Below are 23,202 nucleotides of genomic sequence, written 5' to 3' on the forward strand. Positions count from 1 at the left end.
GGGGTCACCTTCCGGTGTGGGTCGTCAGCTCGGAGGTGCCGAGGAAGCCGAGGACGAACCCCACACCCCAGCCGATGTGGATGCACGGCAGCACGACGACGAGCCAGGCGAGGGCCGCCGGCCCGCTCGACCTGCCGACGACGACCGATCCGAGGACGACGAACACCAGGTACACGACGGGTACCACGAACCCGATGAGCGCCCAGGCCGCGCCCGAGCCGGCGACCGCGCCGGCGACGCCGATCAGCCCGGCGACGACGCCGAGTGTGACCGCGACGACCATGGCCGGTGGGACGAAGTAGCGGAGGCCGTTGCCCGTGGGGAACCGACGGGCGAGCTCGCCGCGCCACAGGCCGGTCGCGACGAACTGCCGCACGAGCCGTCGGAGACTCGGCCGCGGACGGTAGATGACGACGAGTTCTGGCGTGAACCACACGGTGCCGCCGGTCTTGCGGAGGCGACGGTTGAGTTCCCAGTCCTGGCCCCGCTTGATGTCCTCGTCGAACAGGCCGACCTCGAGCAGACGGTCGCGCCGGAACACCCCTAGGTAGGCGGTCTCGGCGGGGCCGGCCTGTCCGCCGACGTGGTGGGGCGTCCCGCCGAGGCCCACGCGGCTCCCGTAGGCGAGCGCGACGGCGCGCTCGAACGGCGTCCGTCCCTCGGCGCGCATGATCCCGCCGACGTTGTCCGCCCCGGACTCCTGCAGGACGCGGACCGCGACCCGTGTGTAGTCGGCCGGGAGGACGGAGTGCGCGTCGACACGGACGACGATCGGGTGGTTCGAAGCCCGGATCGCGACGTTCAACCCCGCCGGCGTCGACCCGATCGGGTTCGGGATCGCCTGGATGCGGGAGTCCGCGGCGCTCATCTCCTCGACCAGTTCGTTCGTCCCGTCGATCGACGGCCCGAGGGCGAGCACGATCTCGACCGGTCCGTCGTAGTCCTGCGCGAGGAGGCTCGCCACCGCGGCGCGGACCTCCGTGGCCTCGTTGAGGACCGGCATGACGTAGGAGACGCCCGGGAGGGCCTGCGCGTCTGGCTGCATTCGATCCGTACCTCGTGGTCCTTGCGGGACGGGGCGCACCCGGAGGCGCCGCCCCGCAGAGCGAGCACGAGCCTAGCAGCGCGGGCCGACGCGCTCCCTGACCGGGACCCCGCCGTCGTCGGCGGACGCGGACCGGACGGACGGGAGGGGCGGGGCGGGGTCGTGCCGCGCCTCCCGTCCGGCAGGTGGTCCGGACAGACCGACGGCCCGGCCGCGTCCATCGGGACGCCGCCGGGCCGTCGGTTCGGGACTCAGCCCGTGTACGTGCCGAGCGTGACGTCCGACGTCGTGCTCTGTCCGTTGCGGACGTACGTGATCGACGTCTTCGCGCCGCCCGCGGCGAACCGGACCTGCGCTGTCAGGTCGGTGCCGTCGGTGACCGGGACCCCGCCGAACGCCGTGACGACGTCACCCTTCCGGAGCCCGGCGTCAGCAGCCGCGCCGCCGCCGGTGACCGACTTGATGACGGCACCCATCTGCGTCGCGTTCGCGTCCGCGGCGGCGTCGCCGACCGTCGCACCGAGCAGGCCGTGCGTCGCCTTGCCGTTCGCGACGATCTCGGACGACACCCGCTTGGCGAGGTTCGCCGGGATCGCGAAGCCGACGCCGATGCTGCCGGACTGCGACCCGGTCGAGCTCGACGAGTCCGACGCACTGGCGATCGCGACGTTGATGCCGATGAGCTTGCCCTTGGAGTCCAGCAGCGCGCCGCCGGAGTTGCCCGGGTTGATCGCCGCGTCGGTCTGGATGACCGGCAGCGAGATCGGCGCCGCCGTCGCCGCACTCCCGTTGTCGCCGTTGCCCCAGAAGTCGTACGGACCCTGGCCGTTGTTGCTGCCGCCGTCGTTCGAGTCACCGGACGATCCGCCGCTCGGCGCGCTCGACGCGACCTGGATGCTCCGGTTCAGGGTCGAGACGATGCCGTCCGTGACCGTGTTCGAGAGCCCGAGCGGTGCGCCGATCGCGACCGCCGTGTCCCCGACGTTGAGCTTCGAGGAGTCCGCGAAGTCCATCGGCGTCAGGTTCGGGGCGTCGATCTTCACCACGGCGAGGTCGACCGTCGGGTCCGTGCCGACGAGCGTGCCCTTGTAGATCTTGCCGTCCGAGGTCGTGACCTGGATGGCGCCCTTCGAGCTGTCGCCGTCGAGCGTCACCACGTGCGTGTTCGTGACGATGTAGCCGTCCTTGTCCAGCACGACACCCGACCCGGTCCCGGCCTCGGAACCCGCCGACACGTTGATCGTGACGACGGACGGGGTGGCCTTCGCGGCGACGGCGGTGACGACGGTCGCGGAGTTGTAGTCGTTCACCGTCAGGTGGCCGCCGGCGCCCGAGGTGGTGCCGGCGCTCGTGGTCGTCGAGGAACCCTGGCCGTCGGTCGCAGCGGTCCAGGCCGCGCCGGTCGCACCGCCGACGATGGCCCCGATGACGAGCATGCCGATGAGCGGCAGGACGAGTCGTCGCCGGTCCGCGGTGCGGGCGGGGGTGGCGCCGTCGGCGAACCAGGGACCGTTCGCCCGGGCGTTCGCGCCGTCGACGTCACCGAAGGCGCTCGTCGGCGCCTGCGTCGACCCGGGTCCGGTGCTCGACGCGGGCTGGGCGGAGTGTGCGGAGCCCTGGCCGTACCCGGCGGGACCCGTGGCGTACTCGCCGTAGCGGGGCTGCGGGGCCGTCGGCTGGCCCTGCTGGGGGTAGCCGTAGCGGTCCTGCTGTCCGTACTGCGACGTCTGGCCGGAGCCGGAGGTCTGGTCGTACGGGGAGCGCTGGCCGTACTGGTCGTACTGACCCGGCTGGCCGTGCTGGCTCGGCGCGCCGCTCTCGTACTGGCTCGGTGCGCCGCTCTCGTACCGGCTCGGCTGGCCGTACTGGCTCGGCTGCCCGTACTGGCCCGGCTGGCCGTACTGGCCCGGCTGCCCGTACTGGGCGGGCTGGCCGTGTCCGCTCTGCGGCTGCGTGGTCGGCATCGGCGTCGGGTACGGCGTCGTGTACTGGTCCGTCGGGTGCTCGTCGGTCCGCGGCGAGGCGGCCGTGTCACCGTCCCCCGGGTACACGGCGGTGTCGTGCACGCCCGCGGTGTCGTTCGCGCCCGTGGTGTCCGTCGCGCCCGCGGCGTGGTCGTCCGCCACCGCGGTGCGGTCGAGTCCGGCATCGCCGCCGCTCGTCGCGGCGTCGTCCGTGCTCGTCGGCCGGTCGGAGGCGTCCGGCGTCGGTGCGGGGGTCGTCACGTCGTCAGCAGCGGCCGCGTCGTCGGGGCGACGGTCGTCGTCGTTCCGGGAGTTCGAGGTGTCGGTCATGCGGGGCGTGCTCCTTTCAAGCCAGTGCAGTCTGTCGCACACAGCTGGATGGTCCTCATGGCGACCCTGTGAGGAGTCCTGGGCGATCATATGCGTGCGCTGGACGTCAGCCCGGCCACCGACCGACCACGATCGACGCCTCCGAGCGCGGTCCACCCGCGGCGCTAGGTTAGGCATGGTTCCGATGATTCCGATGGGAGACCCATGCGCTCGACCGGTCCCTGGCTCCGCGCCGCCGCAGGAGCGATGCTCCTCGGGTCCGACGGTCGTCCGGCCCCCACGGTGTTCGCCGAGATGAGTGCGCTCGCGGCAGCGACCGGGGCGATCAACCTGGGCCAGGGGTTCCCGGACGAGGACGGTCCTGCCGAGGTGCTCGAGGCCGCGACGCGGGCGATCCACGACGGCGTGAACCAGTACCCGCCAGGACGCGGCACCCCGGACCTCCGGGCGGCGATCACGGAGCACCAGGAGCGGTTCTACTGTCTCCGACTCGATCCCGAACGCGAGATCCTCGTGACCGCGGGTGCGACCGAGGCCCTCGCGGCGTCGCTGCTCGCGCTCGTCGGACCCGGCGACGAGGTCGTCACCTTCGAGCCGTTCTACGACGCGTACGGGGCGCTCATCCGGCTCGCCGGCGGCACCCACGTGACGGTGCCGCTCGTCGCACCGGACTTCCTGCCCGACGAGGACGCTCTCCGTGCGGCAGTGACCGACCGCACCCGGGTCATCCTCGTCAACTCCCCGCACAACCCGACCGGTCGCGTGCTCCCCCGGGCCGTCCTCGACACCGTCGTCGAGCTCGCCGAACGGTACGACGCAGTCATCCTCACCGACGAGGTCTACGAGCACCTGACGTTCGGGGTCGCCCACACCCCGATCGCGACCCTGCCGGGCGCACGGGCACGGACGCTGACGGTCTCGAGCGGCGGCAAGACGTTCAGCACGACGGGCTGGAAGATCGGCTGGCTGACCGGACCGGCCGAGCTCGTCGACGCGGTGCTCGCGGTCAAGCAGTTCCTGACGTACGTGAACGGTGCGCCCTTCCAGCCGGCCATCGCCGCCGGACTCCGGCTGCCGGACCGGGTGTTCGCGCGTGCGGCCGCCGAGCTCGGCGCGAAGCGCGACGTCCTCGCCGCGGGGCTCCGGGATGCCGGGTTCGGGGTCTCCGTGCCCGATGCGACCTACTTCGTGATCGCCGACGCCGCGCCGCTCGGGTACGACGACGCCCGCGCACTCTGCCTCGAGCTCCCGCACCGGGCCGGTGTCGTCGGGGTCCCGGTGACCGCGTTCGTCCACCCGGAGCACGCCGAGGGGTACCGCTCACTGGTGCGGTTCGCGTTCTGCAAGCGCCGTTCGGTCCTGGACGAGGCAGCCACCCGGCTCGCCGCGTTGCGGGCCTGACGGACGCCCCAGGCCGCACCAGAGCACGGCGCAAGGGAGCTCGGTCAGGGCGCGGTGTCAGGGAGCTCGGTCAGGGCACGGTGTCGGGGAGCTCGTCAGGGCACGGTGTCGGGGAGCTCGTCAGGGCACGGTGTCAGGGGCGACGCTCGACGACGTCGTAGTGCCGGAGGGACAACGAGGGGTTGACCGAGCGGACACGCTCGACCTCGTCGGTCGTCACGGTGGCGGTCAGCAGCCCCGGTTCCGCGCCGAGCCCCGCGATCGTCACCCCGGACGGGTCGATGACGACCGAGCAGCCGATCCCGACGGACGGCGTCTGGCCGGCCGCGACGACGTAGACGGTGTCCTCGATCGCACGAGCCGTCAGCAGTGTCCGCCAATGGTGCTCCTTGCCGGGGCCGCGGACCCACTCGGCCGGGACGAGGACGACGTCCGCACCGGCCACCGCGAGCCGACGGGTGACCTCCGGGAACCGCAGGTCGTAGCAGGTCTCGATGCCGAGCCGCACGCCGTCGAGCTCGAACACGGGGCACTGCGCAGGGTCGCCCGGTTCGATCCAGTCGGACTCCCGTGCGCCGAACGCGTCGTAGAGGTGCACCTTGCGGTAGCGCTCGGCCAGGGTGCCGTCCGGCAGGATCGCCACGACCGTGTTCCAGAAGACCGCATCGGGCGCGTCGACGTGCCGCTCGTTCATGCCGGCGACGATGGCGATGTCCGACGCGCGGGCGGCCTCGGCGAGGCCCGTCACGAACGGCCCATCGACGGTCTCGGCGGTCTCGACCCAGCGTGGGCCGAGGTCCCTCTCGAAGAACGCGCTGTACTCGGGGACGACGAGCAGACGTGCCCCGCGGGCGGCCGCTGCCACTGCCGCAGCCGTGATCGTGCGGAGGTTCACGGCGCCGTCGGCGACGGGTGCGAACTGCGCGACGGCGATCGTGAGCGAGGCCATGGTCCGAGCGTACGGGGTGCTGGTTCGGTTCGGCCGGCCCAGAGCGGTGCAGAGCGGTGCAGGGCGATGCAGCGCGGTGCGGGATGGTGTCCGGACATGCAAGAAGGCCCGGTCCTGGTGGACCGGGCCTTCTGTTCTTGTTGCGGGGGCAGGATTTGAACCTACGACCTCTGGGTTATGAGCCCAGCGAGCTACCGAACTGCTCCACCCCGCGGCACGAGATGAAACTCTAGCACGGGGTTCGGGCCGACGCGAATCGAGGCCGCGCCGGCCCGCCCGTCACTTGCCGGAGCCGCTGGAACTGTTGCCGGAGCTGCTGCTGGAGCTGCTGGTCGACGTGCTGCCGGTCGAACCGCTGCTGGAGCTCCCGCTCTGGCCCTCGGCCTGCAATGCCGCCTGGATCGCCGACTGGAGGCGCTGATCGGCTTCGGCGGCCGCGACCAGGTCGTTCTTGGCGTACGCGGCCTGTCGGTCCTGGAGCGCCTGGTTGGCGTCCGAGAGCGCCTGCTGGAGCGCAGCGTTCGTGGAACCGCTGCCGCTGCCGGACCCCGTCCCGGTGCCCGAACCGCTCCCGGTCCCGGACCCGGACCCGCTGTCGCCCGAACCGGACCCCGAGCTGGAGCCGGAGCCGCTCGCCGCACCCGAGTCGCCCGCAGATGCGCCCGAGTCCCCACCGAACAGCGAGTTGAGCGCCTGGTCGAGGGTGTCCTCGAACGCGATCTTGTCACCGAACGCCACGAGCACCTTCTGCAGCAGCGGGTAGGACGTGTCCGAGGTCGACTGCACGTAGACCGGCTGGACGTAGAGGAACCCGCCGCCGACCGGCAGCGTCAGCAGGTTGCCCCGCTTGATCGTCGTGTCGCCCCGCTGCAGGATGTTCAGCTCGGTCGAGACGTCCGGATCGGAGTTGAACGAGGCCTGGACCTGTCCCGGACCCGGGATGCTGTCTGTCTTCGGGATCGTGAGCAGGTTGAGCTTGCCGTAGCCGGAGGCCTTCTTGCCCTTCCCGACACCGCCCGCGTCGGAGTCGACGGACAGGTACCCGGTCAGCACGTTCCGGGCGTTCGAGCCGGATTGTTGCGGGATGTAGGTCGAGTAGAGGGTGTACGCCGTGTCCTGTCCGGGGATCTTCATCGTCAGGTAGTACGGGTCCTGACGGTTCGCGGTCGCCGTGGTGGTGGTCGTCCCGAACGCACTCGTGGCGCCGCCCGACGTGCCCGAGTCGCTCGACGAGCTCGAGTCCGAGGACCCGGACGAGTTGGACGTGGGATCGGCCGGCGTGACCCAGGCGTCGTCACCCGAGTAGAACGAGTTCGCCGTCGTCACGTGGTACCGGCCGAGGATCGTCCGCTGCACCTTGAACAGGTCCGTCGGGTAGCGGACGTGGTCGAGGAGCGCCGCGCTCATCGAGGTCATCGGCTGGATCGAGGCCGGGAAGATCTTCTTCCAGGTCTGGATGATCGGGTCCTGGGCGTCCCACGAGTAGAGGGTGACCTTGCCCGTGTACGCGTCGACGGTGGCCTTGACCGAGTTGCGGATGTAGTTCACCTGGTCGGTCCGGTAGCCGGAGGTCGCGGTGCCGTTGATCGTGTCGTCGAGGCTCGCGCTCTGCGAGTACGGGTAGGCGTTCGTCGTCGTGTAGGCGTCCACGATCCACACGATCCGGTGGTTCACGATCGCGGGGTAGGCGTCCTTGTCGGTCTGCAGGTACGGCGCGACCTTCTGGACGCGCTGCACCGGGTCGCGGTCGTAGAGGATCTGCGAGTCGGCGTTGACCGCGTTCGACAGCAGGATCTGCTCGGACTGGAACTTGGCGGCGTAGACGAGCCGGTTGAAGAAGCTGCCGATCGTCGGGCCGCCGTTCGCCGCGTAGGTCGTGGTGGCGTTGCCGGCGTTCGAGTCGTCCGCGCCGGACGGGTAGTCGAGTTCGACCTTCTTGGTGCCCTTCGGGGCGCCCACGATCGAGTACGCCGGCGAGCTCTCACCGAAGTAGACCCGGGGCTGGTAGTCGCCGAGCACGCCCGTGGTCGGGATGCCGTACTCCGCGAAGACCGGCTTGCCGTCGCTCGCGCGCTGGTTGCCGTACGCGCCGACGAGGCCGTACCCGTGCGTGTACACGAAGGTCCGGTTGTACTGCGTGGCGGAGTTGCCGAGGCCGTTCAGGTCGAGGTCACGGACGGCGATGACCTGGTCCTCGGACGTGCCGTCGATCTTGTACCGGTCGACGTCGAGCGTCTTCGGGAACTGGTAGTACTGCCGGTACTGCTGCAGCTGGCTGAAGGACTCGCTGACGATCGACGGGTCGAGGATGCGGATGTTCGCGGTGGTCTGGGCATCCTGCGCGAGCGCGCCGGTGGAGGTGTCCTTGGTCGCGTCGTAGGTCTGCTCCCGGACGTCCGAGACCCCGTAGGCCGAGCGGGTCGCGTCGATGTTCCGCTGGATGTAACTCGACTCGTACGAACGCTCGCTCGGTGCGACCTGCAGCCGCTGGACGAGCCATGGGTAGATGCCGCCCACGACGATCGCGGAGACGAGCAGCAGTGCCGTGCCGACGACCGAGACGCGCCACCGACCGATGACGGCGGTGATGACGAACAGGATCGCGACGACCGCCGCGATCCCCGCGAGGATCTGCCGCCCGGGGATGGTGGCGTTCACCTCGGTGTACTGCGCACCGGTGATCAGCGAGTTGTCCCGGGCCAGGGTCGCGTACTGGTCGAGCCACAGGCTCACCGCCTGGAGCGCGATGTAGACGGCTGCCGTGATTGCCAACTGGACACGCGCCGTCCGCGAGATCCGGACCTCCCGGCCGCCGAAGCGAAGCGCGCCGTACAGGTACGACGCGGCGATCGCGGCCAGGCCGGCGATGAGCACGACCGCCGACGCGAACGCGACGATGGAGCGCCAGAACGGCAACTCGAAGACGTAGAAGCCGATGTCCAGGTGGAACTGGGGGTCGACCTTGCCGAACGGGGTCCGGTTGAAGTACTCGAGCACCATGCTCCAGCGCGGCGCGGTCGCGAGCCCCGCGAAGATGCCGAGCACGACCGGGATCCCGATCATCACGGCGCGCCGGAGCGGCTCGATGACCTGCTGGTACCGGTCGAGCTGCGCGTTGAGCTTGGCGTAGACGGGCCGGAACCGGAACGCGACGGCGATGCTCACGTACACCGGGACCGCCATGCCGAGGAACCCGGTGAAGAACATCGCCGTGCCGGCGAGCCACCGCGTGGTCAGCACCTGCTGGAACCCGAGCTGCGCGAACCAGAGGTAGTCCGTGTACAAACTCGCGAAGATGAAGAACGCGATGACCAGGGCAGCGAGCACCACGATCGTCACCACGATCGGGACCCGCGGCGATCGGCGCCCGGTTGCGGACGAGGTAGTCGTCACTTGTGTTGCTCCTGACGTGTCGCGAGTCAGGCCCCTGAGGCCTTCGGAGCCTCGATCCTAGGGGTTCGCGCTGACAGCCCGGCACAGTGTGCGCCCCCTGTGGAACGTCCGGACGGCGGCTACGAACCGCAGCGTGCGAGCCCGGAGGTGTCGCCGCCCTTCGCGATGACGGCGAGGTCCTTCGTCGCCTGGCTGAGGGTCGAGACGGCGTAGACGTCGAGCCCGTCCGGCACGTGCCCGACGACCTCGTCGCAGTTGCTCTCCGGGGCGAGGAACACCGTCGCGCCTGCGGCTTCGGCCCCGTAGAGCTTCTGCCGGATGCCGCCGATGGCCCCGACCTGCCCGTCCGCGGTGATCGTCCCGGTGCCGGCGACGTGCTTGCCGCCGTTCAGCTGCCCCGGCGTGATCTCGTCGATGATGCCGAGCGCGAACATCATCCCGGCGCTCGGTCCACCGACGTCCTGCAGCGCGATCCGGACCCGGAACGGGAACTTGTACGACTCGTTCACACCGACCCCGATGAGCGGGGTGCCCTGCGCGTCCGTCGGTGTCAGCGACACGGTCGTGTCCGTCCCGTCGCGGCGGACGACGACCCGCGCGGCCTTGCCGGCTCCGTTCGCCGCGATGAGGTCCCGGAGCGTCGTCGCGTCGCTGTTCGTCGCCAGCGAGGTGCCGTTGACGCTCTCGATGACGTCGCCCTCGCGCAGCACGCCGTCGGCCGGCGAGCCCTTCTCGACGTACCCGACCGTCAGCGTGGAGGCGATCTCGTACCCCTCGTGCACGAGCGCCGCGGCCACCGCCGACTGCTGCGAGTTCGTCATGTCGGCGGCGTCCTGCTTGTTCACCTGCTCGGTGGTCTCGCCCGGCGGGTAGATCTCGGATGCCGGGATGACCGCCTGGCTCCGCGTGAAGAGCGCCCGGATCACGGTCCACCACGAGGGACGCTCGGTCGCGGTGCCCGCGACGCTCACCGTGAGCATGTCGAGGGCGCCCTTGGTCGGGTAGGTCTCGTGCCCGGAGATCTGGATGAGCTTGACGTCCTTCGCGTCCTTGCCCGTTCCCTGCTGCTGCGTCCCGATGGTGTTGAACACCGGTCCCGGGAGCTCGATGACGTACGGGCTCGGGATGAACGTCGCGGCGAGCGCGAGGACGACCGCGAGCGCGATGAGTCCCCAACCGACCGAGCGTGCTCTGGAACGGGGCGCGGGAGGGGTCGGTGCGAAGAGGGTCAACGGGGTCCTTCCGGGCGGCAGCGGCAGCGGTCCGGACGGACCCGACGCCGGGACCGGCACCGTGCGATGCCGACGCAGTGCGGCGGAGGGATGCTCGTCCGGGGCTGTTCGCCACGGGCGCACGCCGACCGGCGATCGCTCGGGCCGGTCCCAGGTCGGGCCGCGGACCAGCCGTTAGCGTAGTGGCCATGGCTGATGATCCGCAGCGGGGACCTGACGACGAGTTCCGCGACATGCTGCGCAAGTTCCTGTCCGGCGGCTCCGACATCGATCCGTCGCAGCTCGCCGGCGCGGCCGGACTGCCGAACGACCCCGCCTTCGTCGCCCGCCTCATGGGGCAGCTCCAGGACGCGGTGCAGAAGGGCGGCGACGGCATCGACTTCTCCGCGGCCGGCGACCGTGCCGCGAGCATCGCGAAGGACGGCGGCGAGGCCGTCGACCCGGCGACGTCGAACGCGCTCCTGCAGGCGTTCCAGGTCGCCGCGCTCTGGCTCGACGACGTCACGACGGTCGCCGAGCTCACCGCCGCACCGCGCCTGATGACCCGCGAGCAGTGGGCCTCCGCGACGATGCCGGTCTGGAGTCAGGTCGCCGAACCGGTCGCGACGAGCATCGCGGACGCCCTCACCGAGGTCATCGACCAGCAGGCCCCGGAAGAGCTCAAGAGCATGTTGAGCGGTGCGAGCCAGATCATGCGGAGCGTCGGCGGTGCCCTCTTCGCGATGCAGCTCGGGCAGGTCGTCGGCCAGCTCTCGACCGAGGTCGTGTCCGGCGGCGACGTCGGCATCCCCCTCCTCGACGAGCAGCAGGCAGCGCTCGTGCCGCAGAACGTGGCGGCCTTCGCCGAGGGTCTCGACGTCCCGGAGGACGAGGTCCGCATCTACCTCGCCGTCCGCGAGCTCGCGCACGCCCGACTGTTCCGGTCCGCGCGCTGGCTCCGACTGCACCTCATCACGTCGATCACCGAGTTCGCGCGTGGCATCCACGTCGACACCTCGGCGGTCGAGGACCTCGCGTCGAGCTTCGACCCGTCGAACGCGGAGGAGCTCCAGAACGCGCTCGCGAGCGGGGCGCTCATTCCGCCGCGCACCCCCGAGCAGGACCAGGCGCTCGCCCGTCTCGAGACCATGCTCGCGCTCGTCGAGGGCTGGGTCGACGTCGTCACCGCCGCGGCGACCGAACGCCTGCCGAGGTCGAGTGCGATCGCCGAGATGGTCCGTCGCCGCCGCGCCGCCGGCGGGCCGGCCGAGTCCGCCTTCGCCACCCTCGTCGGCCTCGAACTCCGACCCCGTCGGCTGCGCGAGGCGGCCGCGATGTGGCAGCAGGTCACCGACGAGCTCGGTGCGGAGCAGCGGGACACGCTGTGGTCGCACCCGGACCTGGTCCCGACGAGCGAGGACATCGACGCGCCCGCGTCGCTCGTCGCACGGCTCCGGGACCCGCAGGACGCCTCCGACGAGATCGACCGCGCCATCCAGGACCTGCTCGACGACACGTCGGACGACCGACCGCACGAGGCGACGGACGGCAGCGCGACCGAGGACGACGGCCGACCGTCGGACTGACGACCCGGCGGGGCCGCCTCGGGACACGACCGGGAGGCGCGGCGCGGGTTCTCCACAGATCCGCGCCTCCGGCGTCCGTCGCCGTCGCATCCACGCCACCATCGATGCTCATGGGCCTCCGCATCGATCCCGCGCTCGAGTTCGTCTGGCGCGACGTCCGCACGGTGCAGCTCGGCGTGGACCCGCAGCGGGCCGTGGTGGACGTCGCGACGACCCCGGCCGAACGGTTCCTGTCCGCGGTCCGCCGTGAGACCGCCCGCGACGCGCTCCCGGTCCTCGCCGAGCAGTTCGGCTGTCCGCCGGCCACCGCCGCGGCGGTGCTGGGAACCGCCGCACCCGCGCTCGTCGACGTCGTCCCGGAGCCGGACCACCTGGTCGAGGTGCACGGCACGGGTGCGGTCGCCGACCGCGTGGTCGCACAGCTCCTCGGCGAACAGGTCCGGGTCGTGCGGACGTCCGCTCCGCCCGGCGGCCCGGTCCCGATCCCGGACCCGCCGCCCGACCTCGCCGTCGTGGTGGCGGACCTGCTCCTCGATCCGGTGCTCCGGTCGACGTGGGTGCGTCGTCGGGTGCCGCAGGTCCCCGCCGTGATCGGCGACGGCACCGTCCGGCTCGGCCCGGTGCTCGAACCCGACGCCGGCGCCTGCCTCGCGTGCCTCGAGTTGTGGCGCGTCGACGAGGACCCCGCGTGGCCGGCGATCGCCGGTCAGGTGTGGGGACGCCGGTTGCCGGAGCCGACGCCGTGGCGCACCGACGGGATCGCCGCCGCCGTGACCGGTCTCGTCCTCGACCGACTGCGTCCGGGCCGGGCGTCCCGGGCGAGCGCTCCGGACGGTCGGACGTCGTGGATCGACCGGTCCGACCTGACGGTCAGGACCCGGACGGTCGGGGCGCATCCCCGGTGCGCGTGCCGAGTGCTGCCACGAAACGACTCGGCCGCCGTTCCCCGCCCCGGCCGCTCCCCCGCGCCGACCACGTCACCGTGAGCGTCCGGCGGGCACGGGTGAGCCCGACGTAGAACAGCCGCCGCTCCTCGTCGACGTCGGCCTCGGTCGTCGCGTGCGAGATCGGCAGGAGTCCCTCGGTCGCGCCGACGATGACGACGTTCGGCCACTCGAGCCCCTTCGAGGAGTGCAGGGTCGCGAGCGTGACGGCGTCGAGCGTCGGCTCGTGGTGGGTCGCCTCCCGGTCGACGAGGTCCGCGGAGAACCGTGCCAGGGTCGTGCCGGCCGGGGCGTCCTCGGCGAGCCCCATGATCGCCTGCAGCGACTCCCACTGCGCACGGACCGCGCCCTGGCCCTCCGGCGCCTGCACGGTCCAGCCGAGGGAGCGGAGCACGTCGGACACGGTCTTCGCGACCGGCTCGTCGGTGATGCTCCGGGCCGCGCCGCGGAGGAGCAGCACCGCCTGACGGACCTCGGGGCGGTCGAAGAACCGGGTGCCGCCCTGGACCCGGTACGGGATGCCGGCGCGGCCGAGCGCGCTCTCGAGGAGCGCCGACTGGGCACCGACCCGGAACAGCACCGCGCAGTCCGCGTACGAGGCACCGTCGGCGACGAGCTCCTGGATCCGCCGTGCGACCGTGGACGCCTCCTGGCCGTCGTCGGCGCACGCCACGACGACCGGGTCGACGCCCGCCTCGTCGGTCTGGGCCACCAGGTCGAGCGCGCCGGGACGGCCCCGCATGAGCGTGTTCGCGGCCTGCACCACCGCCCCGGTCGACCGGTAGTTCCGTTCGAGCCGCAGCACCGACGAGCGCGGGAACTCCGAGCCGAACCCGAGCAGGTAGGAGCTCGACGCCCCGGCGAACGAGTAGATCGTCTGGCTCGCGTCCCCGACCACGCACAGGTCGTCGCGTCCGCCGAGCCAGGCCCGGAGCAGGTCGTGCTGGACCGGCGAGACGTCCTGGTACTCGTCGACCACGAAGAACCGGTACTGCTGGTGGACGAAGGACGCGACCCGGGGCTCCGTCTGGATCATCCCCAGGTTCGCGAGGAGGACGTCCTCGAAGTCGAGCTGCCGCCGGTCGTCCTTGATCCCCTCGTACGCGTTCATCAGGTCGACGATCCGGCGTGGTGTCGTCCCCGGTGGCAGGACGCGCTCCGCGGCGGCGGCCTCGTACTCCTGCACCGTGAGACGCTGGACCTTCCGCCACTCGACCTCGGCGGCGAGGTCCCGGAGCGTCGCGGTGTCGATCGGCAGGTGGATGCCGTCGGCCGCCTGGGCGATCAGTCGGCCCTTCGACTCGACGATCCGGGGGGCGGCACCGCCGACGGTGTCGGGCCAGAAGTAGCTGAGCTGGCTCATCGCCGCGGCGTGGAACGTCCGCGCCTGGATCTGGCCCGCGCCGAGCGCACGGAGACGGGCCCGGAGTTCGCCGGCGGCCCGCGTGGTGAACGTCAGCGCGAGGACGTGGTTCGGCGCGTAGGTCCCGGTCGCGACCCCGTAGGCGATCCGGTGCGTGATCGCCCTGGTCTTGCCGGTGCCGGCACCGGCGAGCACCGCGACCGGACCGAGGAGCGTCGTGGCGACCGTCCGCTGCTCGAGGTCGAGCGCAGCGAGCAAGGCCTCCGGCGACGCCGGGGGGAGCGGGTCCGACGCGGTGCTCACGGCACGTCGAGCTCCGCGCCGTACCACTCCTCGATGATCGCGCGGGCGATCGAGGTCCGACCGGGGAGGAACAGGGTCACCCCGGCCTCGGCGGCGATCTCGTCGCGCGAGAACCAACGGACGTCCATGATCTCGACGCCGTCGGGCCGGATGGTCGACGGGTCGCCGTCGAGTGCACGGGCTGTGAACCCGAGCATCAGCGACGCCGGGAACGGCCAGGGCTGGGAACCGAGGTACCGCGGCTCCTCGACCCGGACGCCCGACTCCTCGTGGACCTCACGGCGGACGGCGTCCTCGAGGGACTCGCCGGGTTCGACGAACCCCGCGAGGAGCGAGTACCGACCGGCGTCCCAGGCGGCGTTCGAGCCGAGCAGGATCCGGTCGTCGCGATCGGTGACGCCGACGATGATCGCGGCGTCCGTCCGTGGGAACAGCTCGTGGCCCTCCGGGTCGCGGAGCACCCAGCCGCCCTTCTCGGGCACGGCGGCCGACCCGGTGCGCGGCGAGAACCCGTGGACGGCGTGCCAGTTCGCCATCGCGACGGCCTCCACCGCGATCCCCGAGTCCCGCGCGGACAGCTCGGTGCCGAACATGCGGAGGCTCTCCCACGCGCCGTCGTCCGGCTCGATGTGCGCCGCGGTGTCGTCGTCGACGAACGCGGCGACGAACCGCGTGCCCGCTGCAGCGTCCGGGGCGTTGTCGATGGCGCGACCGAGGTACAGGAGCACCGTGCCGTCCGGGATGGTCGCCGCGTCGACGAACCGGAGCGTGCCGTCCGCGTTCCGCAGCATGGCGGCGCGGCGGAGCGGCAGGAACCGCGTCGACGGGTCCGCCCGGAGCACCGTCTCGAGCTCCGGTGTCTCCCGGAACTCGCCGTCGCGGTCCAGCCGGTTCCTCGACAGCGGCAGACGGGCGGCGAATTCCTCGGACAAACGGACTCCTGACGTGGGACGGATCGGGACCGTGACGGATCGGATCGGAGGCGGACACGCGGGGAACAGCGTGGCGAACCGGTGCCGAGCGGGAGAGCGACCTACCCTGAGGGCATGGCGGGATCCCACTTCACTCTAGCGGCGTTGGCCACCACGGCCGTGCCCGGCCTCGTCGTGACGGGGACGAAGGCGCTCGGCTCGCCGTCCGCCGGCGACTACGAGTCCGCCGTGCTCCGCGTCGCGGACGATGCGTCGCTCACCATCAGGCGTCCCCGCAGCCAGCGTGCGGAGGCGCGCCAGTCGGCCGACCTCGTCGCGATCCGCGCCCTGTCCGCCGGGATCAGGACGCGCCTCCCGTTCGGCGTCCCGGAGTACCGCGGTCAGGCGCCGATCGGCCAGACGCGCGCCATCGTCGCCACCCACGTCCCCGGCTCGCCGTTGTCGATGCGGGCCCTCATCGACCGTCCGGACCTCGCGACGAGCGTCGGTCGGGCCGCTGCCGCGATCCACGCGCTGCCCACGAGCTTCGTGACGGACGCAGGCCTGCCGTCCCTCACCCCGTTCGAGGTGCTGCGGTCCGCGGTGTCCGTGATGGACCGTGCGGTGTCGACCGGACTCGTGCCGGCCGCGCTGCAGGAGCGGTGGGAGGGGGCTGCGAAGGACCAGCAGCTCTGGCAGTTCACGCCGACGGTGGTGCACGGCGCACTCGGCCCGGACGTCGTCCTCGTCGAGGGCGACGCCGTCACGGGCGTGCTCGGCTGGGGCGAGCTGCGGCTCGGCGACCCGGCACGCGACCTCGCGTGGGTGCTCGGCGGCCGCGACGGCCAGGCCTTCGAGACCGTCCTGGCGTCCTACACGACGAACGGGGGCGGCCGCGACCGCCAGCTCCCGCAACGCGCGCGGGTCCATCATGAGCTCGAGACCGCGCAGTGGCTGCTGCACGGCGTGCAGGTGAAGAGCACTGAGGTCGTCGACGACGCGGTCGCGATGATGCACCGGCTCGCCGACCAGGTGCACTCCCCGTCGGCCGCGCCGCTCCAGGGCGTCTCCCCCGAGACCATGGAGATCGGCGAGGTCGAGCAGCTCCTCAGCTCGACCGAGCGACGACACGGCTGACGCCGCGTCCCGACCGGCCCGGCCTGGAGGCGCAGCGCACCCCCGCCCCGCAGGCCCCGGTCCGTGCGGTCAGGCGATGGCGGCGGCCCACGCCGCCTCGAGCCCGGCACGGTCGAGCAACCCGGTCGGGCGGATCTCGGTGTCCTCGGCGACGAAGTAGAACACCGCGTCGACCTCGGTCACGTCGCGACAGGTGAACTCCGCGTACGCCACCCGGTACAGCGCGAGCTGCAACTGGCGGCGCTCGAGGTCGGCGGCGTCGCGCGGCGCCGCGCCGGTCTTCCAGTCGACGATCTCGATGCGCCCGTCGATCGCGTACACGGCGTCGAGCTTGCAGACGACGCTGTGGCCGAGGAACGGGATGTGGATCTCCCGCTCGACGTCGATCGGCGTCAGCGTCGCCCATCGCGACCGCGCGAACGTCCCCTGCAGCTCGGAGAGTCGTCGGGCGTCGTCGTCGGTCGCCGCGGCCGCCGCGCTGTCGTCCGGGTCGAGGTCGAGTTCGCCGTCCCAGGCGTCGAGGGTCTCGAGCGCACCGCCGGGCTGCGCCCGGCGCTCCACCCACGCATGGAACAGCGTTCCGAGTCGGGTCGCGCGGTACGGGCGCTCGGGCATCGGCCGCCGGAGGCGCTCCGCCACGGTACCCGGCTCGCTCAGGTAGTCCTTGAAGCCGGACGCGGCGATGCGGTGCGGCACGTCGACGAGGTGCCGTCCGTGCTGCGTGGCCCGCCGCTCGGCGAGCAGCAGGTCGATGTCCGCCGCGTACCGACCGGCTGCGCCGGGGTTCGCGTTCCGGACCCGCTCCGCCGCCGCGACGACCCGCGAACCGCGTTCGGTGAACGGCACGTGCGGCCACGACATCGTCGCGCCGGACTCGCTGAGCGGGTTCGACTCGTACGCGGTCGTCGCGGGCAGGGCGGTGGGGTCGAGCACCCCGGCGTCGGCGAGGTCGCCGAGGTACGGGCTCGGCATCGTGGGACGGCTCCCGGAACCCCAGAACGAGCCGCTGAGCAGCAGCGCGTGCCGGGCCCGGGTGAGTGCGACGTAGGCCAGACGGCGTTCCTCGTCGAGGGCGGCCGCGCCGACCTCGGACCGGAACGCCTCGATCGCGTCGACGACGTCCTTCTGGGTGTCCGCGCCCCGCCAGGGGAGGCGGGGGAGTTCGTCGGCGTCGCCGCGGAAGTCGTACGGCAGCCGCCCGAACCCGAGCCACCCGGTCGACCCCTCCTGCGGGCGTGACGGCAACCCGCCCTGCACCATCCGCGGCACGGCGACGGCGTCCCACTCGAGGCCCTTCGACCCGTGGATGGTCAGGACCTGCACGGTGCCGGCCTCGGGGTCCTCCGAACGTGGGCCCATGTCGTCGCGGCGCGCGGCGGCGTCGATCCACCCGAGGAACGCCCCAAGGTCGGCGCGGTCGTCGGTGGACACGAACCCGGCGAGCTCGTCGAGGAACGCGTCGAGGTAGGCGGCACTGCCGTTCTCGTGCGCCGCGACCTCGACGTCGAGCCGCAGCTCCTGCACGACGAGCGTCACGAAGTCGACCAGGTCGCCGCCGGCGCGCGACCGGAGCGCCTGCATCGCCGTCCCCAGTGCGCGCATCCGGCGACGACCCTCCTGGCTGATGGCCGCCAACGCGCCGTGCTCGTCCGGTGCCGCCGCGACGAAGTCGAGCGCGTCGACGAGCGAGCCGTGCTCGCCCACGGCGACGGATGCCCGGAACGCGCCGGAGACGTCGGCGGCGAGCCGAGCCTGGGTGTGATCGCGTTCGAACATCCACCGCGACACCTGCTGGAGGGCGACGACGTCGGCCAGGCCGACGCGCCACCGAGCGCCGGCCAGCAGCCGGATGAGGTCGTTGCCCGCGGCGGGGTCGTGCAGGACGCGGAGCGCCGCGACCAGGTCGACGATCTCCGGCCGCTGCAGCAGGCCACCGGTGCCGAGGACGTGGAACGGGACCTCGCGGGCCGTGAGCGCTGCCGTGAACGCGGCGAGGTCCTTGCGGGCACGGAGCAGCAGCGCCATCGATGCGCCCGGGTGCGCGGACCGGTAGGACCCGAACCACGCGGCGACCTCGAGCGCCTCGTCCGGGAGCGTCTCCGGGTAGACCGCGGTCAGGGTCCCCGAGCCGGCCCCGGGCCGTGGCTGCAGCTGCTCCACCTGCACGTGCGACGCGGCCGTGAGCGGCGCGACGAGCGCGTTCGCGCCCCGGAGCACGTCGACGGGGTTGCGCCAGCTCGTCGACAACGCGTACACCCCGGTGCTCGCGGCGTCGCCCTCGCCGAAGTCCCGCGGGAACCTGGCGAGGTTCGCCGCGCTCGCCCCACGGAACCCGTAGATCGACTGGTGCGGATCGCCGACCGCCATCACCGGGTGGCCGCGGAACAGCTGCGCGAGGAACCGGGTCTGCACGACCGAGGTGTCCTGGTACTCGTCGAGGAGGACCACCCGGTACCGGGACCGGAGGTCGGCGGCGACCCGCGGCGCGGCGTCCGCGGCCTGCAGCGCGAGGGCGACCTGGTCCGAGAACTCCACGAACCCGCGCTCGGTCTTCTGGCGCCGGAACTCCTCGACCAGGTCGACGAGCGGCCCGAGCCCGGACACCGCCGTCACCGCCTTGACGATCGGCGCGTAGTGCCGGCCCCGGTTGCCGGGCAGCTCGAGCACCCGGGCGAAGTCGTCGGCGAACCGGCGGAGCCGCGCGGGCTCGACGAGGTGTTCGCTCATCGCGCCGTTCAGTGCGACGACGGCGGCGGTGACGGTGTCGACGTTCCGGTCGAGTCCCGCGAGACGGTCGTCGTGCGCAGCCACCACGACGCGACGGGCGAGCTGCCAGGCCGAGGGCTCGGTGAGGACCTGGGACTCGCCGTCACGGCCGACGAGCAGCGCGTTCTCGCGGAACACGGCGTTCGCGAACGCGTTGTAGGTCGACACCGTCGGCGCCTCGAACGCATCGGCGGGGTCGATGACGCCGGCTCCCTCGAGCGCCGCGATGCGGTCGTTGACCCGGACGCCGAGCTCGCCGGCGGCCTTCCGGGTGAACGTCAGTCCGAGCACCTCGTCCGGGCGCACGAACCGGTTCGCGAGGAGCCACACCACCCGCGACGCCATCGTCTCCGTCTTCCCGCTGCCCGCCCCGGCCACGACGAGCGCGGGCTCGAGTGGCGACTCGACGACGGCACGTTGCTGCTCGGTCGGTCGGGGACGGCCGAGCGCATCCGCGATCGCGTCGGCGGTGTGGACGGGTGCCGGGGTCACCAGGTGACCTCGCCGACGACGTGCATGCGGCACTCGACGCCGTTCCGTGCCCGGTCGCAGTGCTCGTCGACGTTCGCGACGAAGGTGCGACCGCCCATGCCCCGCGCGACGTCGTGGAGGCGCTCCCGGTACGCCGCTCGGGCCTCGCCGTCGAACGCGTCCTGCACCCGTTCGGTGTACCCGGCACCCGCCCTGCCGTTCTGGACGAACACCAGCTTGGCGTCCGCACCGGACACGGTCGCGGCGATGCCGGTCACCGCACCGTCCTCGAGCGCGAGCTGGTACGCGCCGAGCTGTGCGTGCTCGGGCATGTCCTTCTGCGCGGGCATGTGCGTCCCGGTCTTCAGGTCGACGACGGTCGCCCGGCCGTCCGCGTCGAGCTCGATCCGGTCGATGCTCCCGCGCATCCGTGCCGGACCGGTCACGAGCACGAACTCGCTCTCGGCGCCGAGCACCCGCTTGCCCGCGCTCCGGAAGGTCCGGAGGTAGTCGCTCAGGCCCTCGATCATCCGGCGGGTGCGCGCGCGTTCCCGGTCGGCGATCCAGTCGGACTCGAACGTCAGCTCCGCCCATCGCGCCTCCACACCGCCCCACAGCGACTCGACGTCGACGTCGTCGCCCGCGTGCTCCATGACGTCGTGCACGATCGTCCCGATGCCCATCGCCGGACTCGGCGCCCCGCCACCGAACGTCTGCACGAACCAGTGCAGCGGACACTCCTCGTAGGTGCCGATCCGCGACGGTGCGACGGACACCGTCGGGGCGACGGGTCGCGCGTCCGGGTCGTCGGCCTGCCAGGACGGCACGCTCGGTGCCGCGTCGAGGTCGACGAGCGGCTCCGTCGTGGACGGCTCGGCGAGGCCGTACCACTCGTCGGGCGAGGCGCCGGGGACCCCGGCCGCCGCGAGCCGGGCCAGCGCCGACGCGGCCTCGTGGTCCCCGGTCGTCACCACCCGGCGACGGAGCGACCCGGCCATGCCCCGGAGCGACAGCGGATGCGCCGACGGAGCCCGGTCGGGGTCCACCGGCACCAGCCGGAGGAACGGCGACGGGGACTCGTCGTCGTTCGCGATGCTGCCGACGACCACCTGCGTGGTGGCCCGCGACACGGCGCGTGCGAACAGCCGCAGCTCGTCCGCGACCACCGCGGCCCGCTCGTCGATCGGGGTCTGCGCGATCCCCCGCGCCGCCCGGACCAGGCCGTCGGGGTCGAGGAGGCTCCCGCGGACCCGGGTGTTCGGCCAGACGCCGTCCTGCAGTCCGAGCACCACGACGACGTCGCACTCCACGCCGATCGTCCCGAGCGGCGTGGCCACCCGGACGCGTCCGGCAGTCCGGTCGGGACCGATCGAGTCCTCGGGCAGGTCGGACTCCAGGACGTCGTCGACGAACACGCGCGCGGGGGCGTCCGGCGTCCGCTCGACGAACCGCTTCGCCGCCGTGAAGAGCCCGACCACGGCATCGAGGTGCCGGTCCGCCTCGGCCGCACCGACCCCGCCCGCGGACGACTGGCCGCCCCAGGTCCTGGCGAGACCGCTGCGCTCCCAGAGCCCCCACAGGAGCTCCTCGATGCTCGCGTCGGCGCCGGCGTCCGCACGGGCCCGCTCGAGGCTGTCCGCGAGACGTCCGGCCCGTCGCGCGAACCCGGCGTCGATCGTGCTGAACCGGTTCGGCCCGGACAGGGCCTCGACCAGGAGGTCGTCCGCCGAGCGGGACCCGCCCGACGCCAGTTCCTCGCGGCGCATCGCGAGCCGGAGCCGTCGGAGCGCCAGGGTGTCGAGCCCACCGAGCGGCCCGGTCACGAACTGGGTCGCGAGCGCCGCGTCGAGGACGCGGACGCCGAGCGCGACGGCAGCCGCGTCGATGAGGGTCCGCGCGGCGACGTCGTCGCGGACGCGAGCGGGCGCCGTGCCGGCCGTCGCGGGCACCTCGGCGACGGACAGCGACCGGACCAGCTCCGGGATCGCCCCGCCGCTCCGGGTGACGACGACCATCCGGTGCCACGGGACGCCGTCGAGCAGATGGTGCTCCCGGAGGCGCCGGGCGACCGCGGTGACGAGGGCGGAGCGGCTCGGTGCCTCGACGTGCACGACCGCATCGGGCCGACCGCCGACCGCGGAGGCCGTCGCCGCGCGCTGTCGACCGGCGGCGGCCGTGCCGATCCGCGCGGTGATCCCGGTCACCAGCTCGCGGATCGCGACCGGGTGCCGGTGCACGGTCTCGAGCACGATCGTCCGCACCGCCGGCAGCCCGAGCCGGCTCGCGAGGCGGCCGAGCACGTCCGGTTCGGCACCGCGGAACGCGCTCGAGGCGATGTCCGGATCGCCGAACGCGACGACCTGGACGCCGGAACGGGAGAGCGCGCCGAGCAGCGCGATCTCGCCCTCGACGAGTTCCTGGGCGTCGTCGACCATGATCGACCGGAGCGCCGCGACCGACGGTGGGAGCTCTCCGCGGGCCACCGCAGCGGTCGCGTACGCCACGAGCTCGGCGGCGTCGAGGCTGGTCGACCGGTAGGCGGTCACCGCGGCGCGGTACTCGTCGACGAGGTCCCCGATCGCCGCCCACTCGGGACGTCGTTCGCGCGTCGCGAGGGCGCGCATGTCGTCCGGTTCGACACCCGCGGCGGACGCGCGCATCATGACGTCGCGGAGGGCGGTCCGGAACCCCGCACGCTCCCGCACGGCGGACGAGATGGGCTCCGGCCAGGTCGGGGTGCCGACCGCGCCGAGGAGTTCGTCGTCGGCGAGGAGGTCGTCCCCGGCCAGCAGGTCGGCGAGGATCGCGTCCTGCTCGCCGCCGGTGAGCAGGGTCGGGGGTTCGTCGCCGGCGGTGGACGCGGCGTGCGTGACGATCTCGAAGGCGAGCGAGTTCACGGTGCGCGCGAGGGCCCCCGGGACGACCCGGTCCACGGTCGCGGCGAGACGGTCGCGGAGGGCGGTCGCCGCAGGACGCGAGGACGTCAGCGCGACGACGGTGCCGAAGCCGTCGGGCGTGATCGCCCCGGGTCGGCCGAGACGCGCGGCGACGAGCTGCGCCAGCACCGTCGTCTTGCCGGTCCCCGGGGCGCCGATCACCGCCGCGCTCCCGACGTCCGGCAGGTCGAGCACCGCCCGGTGCGCCGCGTCCGGCGCGAGGGCGTGGACGGCGCTGCCGCCGGTCAGGTCGAGACCGTCGGTCGCGGCGAGCCGGGCGGCGCGCGGTGACCTGGCGGTCCGTTCCGCGCGGAACCGAGCCCCCCGCGTGGCCCCGGAGGCGGGTCCCGACGCGGCCTGGGAGGCGGGTCCGGACGCGGGTCCGGACCCGGCCCGGGACGCTGACGGAGTGTGTGCCACGGCCGGCACGATACCGGCGAGCGCCGACATCGCACCCGTCCCGCGCGGGGGCGGATCGGCGCGCTCCTTGCG

The 23,202-nt window shown here is 72.7% G+C and carries 13 protein-coding genes and 1 tRNA gene; 4 read left to right on the top strand and 10 right to left on the bottom strand.

Features of this window, described 5'->3' with window-relative positions:
• Positions 1–4 precede the first annotated feature (4 nt).
• Together ACO0E0_RS09255 and ACO0E0_RS09260 are read right to left on the bottom strand one after the other, a co-directional pair.
• Positions 5–1,045, bottom strand: a complete 1,041-nt coding sequence (locus ACO0E0_RS09255; RefSeq protein ID WP_422871117.1) for a glycosyltransferase family 2 protein — start codon at positions 1,043–1,045, stop codon at positions 5–7.
• A 251-nt stretch (positions 1,046–1,296) separates the two neighbouring features.
• Positions 1,297–3,339 (bottom strand): S1C family serine protease, encoded by a 2,043-nt coding sequence (locus tag ACO0E0_RS09260; RefSeq protein WP_422871118.1) that lies wholly within the window; start codon positions 3,337–3,339, stop codon positions 1,297–1,299.
• 204 nt (positions 3,340–3,543) lie between these two features.
• On the opposite strand from ACO0E0_RS09260, the gene ACO0E0_RS09265 reads away from it, so the two are divergent.
• Positions 3,544–4,740, top strand: coding sequence for an aminotransferase class I/II-fold pyridoxal phosphate-dependent enzyme (locus tag ACO0E0_RS09265; RefSeq protein ID WP_422871119.1), 1,197 nt, complete (start codon positions 3,544–3,546; stop codon positions 4,738–4,740).
• 133 nt (positions 4,741–4,873) lie between these two features.
• Here the strand turns inward: ACO0E0_RS09265 and ACO0E0_RS09270 are convergent, their stop codons facing one another.
• From ACO0E0_RS09270 to ACO0E0_RS09285, 4 genes are all read right to left on the bottom strand, one after another.
• On the bottom strand, positions 4,874–5,689 hold the full coding sequence (locus ACO0E0_RS09270; protein ID WP_422871120.1) for a carbon-nitrogen hydrolase family protein: 816 nt from the start codon (positions 5,687–5,689) through the stop codon (positions 4,874–4,876).
• Between the two features lie 140 nt (positions 5,690–5,829).
• Positions 5,830–5,903: transfer RNA gene (locus ACO0E0_RS09275), tRNA-Met, on the bottom strand.
• 65 nt (positions 5,904–5,968) lie between these two features.
• Positions 5,969–9,082 (bottom strand): UPF0182 family membrane protein, encoded by a 3,114-nt coding sequence (locus ACO0E0_RS09280; RefSeq protein ID WP_422871121.1) that lies wholly within the window; start codon positions 9,080–9,082, stop codon positions 5,969–5,971.
• A gap of 119 nt (positions 9,083–9,201) precedes the next feature.
• On the bottom strand, positions 9,202–10,314 hold the full coding sequence (locus ACO0E0_RS09285; RefSeq protein WP_422871122.1) for a YlbL family protein: 1,113 nt from the start codon (positions 10,312–10,314) through the stop codon (positions 9,202–9,204).
• Between the two features lie 188 nt (positions 10,315–10,502).
• Here ACO0E0_RS09285 and ACO0E0_RS09290 point away from each other — a divergent pair, with 188 nt between their 5' ends.
• Complete coding sequence (locus ACO0E0_RS09290) at positions 10,503–11,879, top strand: zinc-dependent metalloprotease (protein WP_422871123.1); 1,377 nt, start codon at positions 10,503–10,505, stop codon at positions 11,877–11,879.
• Positions 11,880–11,989: 110 nt separating this feature from the next.
• Positions 11,990–12,865 carry a TOMM precursor leader peptide-binding protein gene (locus ACO0E0_RS09295; RefSeq protein WP_422871124.1) on the top strand — a complete coding sequence of 292 codons (876 nt, stop codon included), beginning with the start codon at positions 11,990–11,992 and terminating at the stop codon, positions 12,863–12,865.
• Here the strand turns inward: ACO0E0_RS09295 and ACO0E0_RS09300 are convergent.
• A complete protein-coding gene (locus tag ACO0E0_RS09300) occupies positions 12,750–14,489 on the bottom strand; it encodes an ATP-dependent helicase (RefSeq protein ID WP_422871125.1) in 1,740 nt (579 codons plus the stop codon). The two genes, ACO0E0_RS09295 and ACO0E0_RS09300, sit on opposite strands and share 116 nt — an antisense overlap.
• On the bottom strand, positions 14,486–15,421 hold the full coding sequence (gene nudC, locus ACO0E0_RS09305; RefSeq protein ID WP_422871126.1) for an NAD(+) diphosphatase: 936 nt from the start codon (positions 15,419–15,421) through the stop codon (positions 14,486–14,488). Before nudC ends, ACO0E0_RS09300 begins: the two co-directional genes overlap by 4 nt.
• Positions 15,422–15,535: 114 nt before the next feature.
• Here nudC and ACO0E0_RS09310 point away from each other — a divergent pair, with 114 nt between their 5' ends.
• On the top strand, positions 15,536–16,537 hold the full coding sequence (locus ACO0E0_RS09310) for a phosphotransferase (protein WP_422871127.1): 1,002 nt from the start codon (positions 15,536–15,538) through the stop codon (positions 16,535–16,537).
• Positions 16,538–16,606: 69 nt separating this feature from the next.
• Here the strand turns inward: ACO0E0_RS09310 and ACO0E0_RS09315 are convergent, their stop codons facing one another.
• On the bottom strand, positions 16,607–19,795 hold the full coding sequence (locus tag ACO0E0_RS09315) for an ATP-dependent DNA helicase (RefSeq protein ID WP_422871128.1): 3,189 nt from the start codon (positions 19,793–19,795) through the stop codon (positions 16,607–16,609).
• On the bottom strand, positions 19,792–23,130 hold the full coding sequence (locus ACO0E0_RS09320; RefSeq protein ID WP_422871129.1) for a PD-(D/E)XK nuclease family protein: 3,339 nt from the start codon (positions 23,128–23,130) through the stop codon (positions 19,792–19,794). The genes ACO0E0_RS09315 and ACO0E0_RS09320 overlap by 4 nt, the downstream gene beginning before the upstream one ends.
• Positions 23,131–23,202 lie beyond the last annotated feature (72 nt).

The organism is Curtobacterium phyllosphaerae, assembly GCF_049341865.1.
In the GTDB taxonomy this organism is placed as follows: Bacteria; Actinomycetota; Actinomycetes; order Actinomycetales; family Microbacteriaceae; genus Curtobacterium; species Curtobacterium phyllosphaerae.

Bases quoted from the DNA above. Each gene is read 5' to 3' on its own strand.
- ACO0E0_RS09255 (WP_422871117.1), bottom strand. From the start codon at position 1,045: ATGCAGCCAGACGCGCAGGCCCTCCCGGGCGTCTCCTACGTCATGCCG.
- ACO0E0_RS09290 (WP_422871123.1), top strand. From the start codon at position 10,503: ATGGCTGATGATCCGCAGCGGGGACCTGACGACGAGTTCCGCGACATG.
- ACO0E0_RS09295 (WP_422871124.1), top strand. From the start codon at position 11,990: ATGGGCCTCCGCATCGATCCCGCGCTCGAGTTCGTCTGGCGCGACGTC.
- ACO0E0_RS09270 (WP_422871120.1), bottom strand. From the start codon at position 5,689: ATGGCCTCGCTCACGATCGCCGTCGCGCAGTTCGCACCCGTCGCCGAC.
- ACO0E0_RS09310 (WP_422871127.1), top strand. From the start codon at position 15,536: ATGGCGGGATCCCACTTCACTCTAGCGGCGTTGGCCACCACGGCCGTG.
- ACO0E0_RS09265 (WP_422871119.1), top strand. From the start codon at position 3,544: ATGCGCTCGACCGGTCCCTGGCTCCGCGCCGCCGCAGGAGCGATGCTC.
- ACO0E0_RS09260 (WP_422871118.1), bottom strand. From the start codon at position 3,339: ATGACCGACACCTCGAACTCCCGGAACGACGACGACCGTCGCCCCGAC.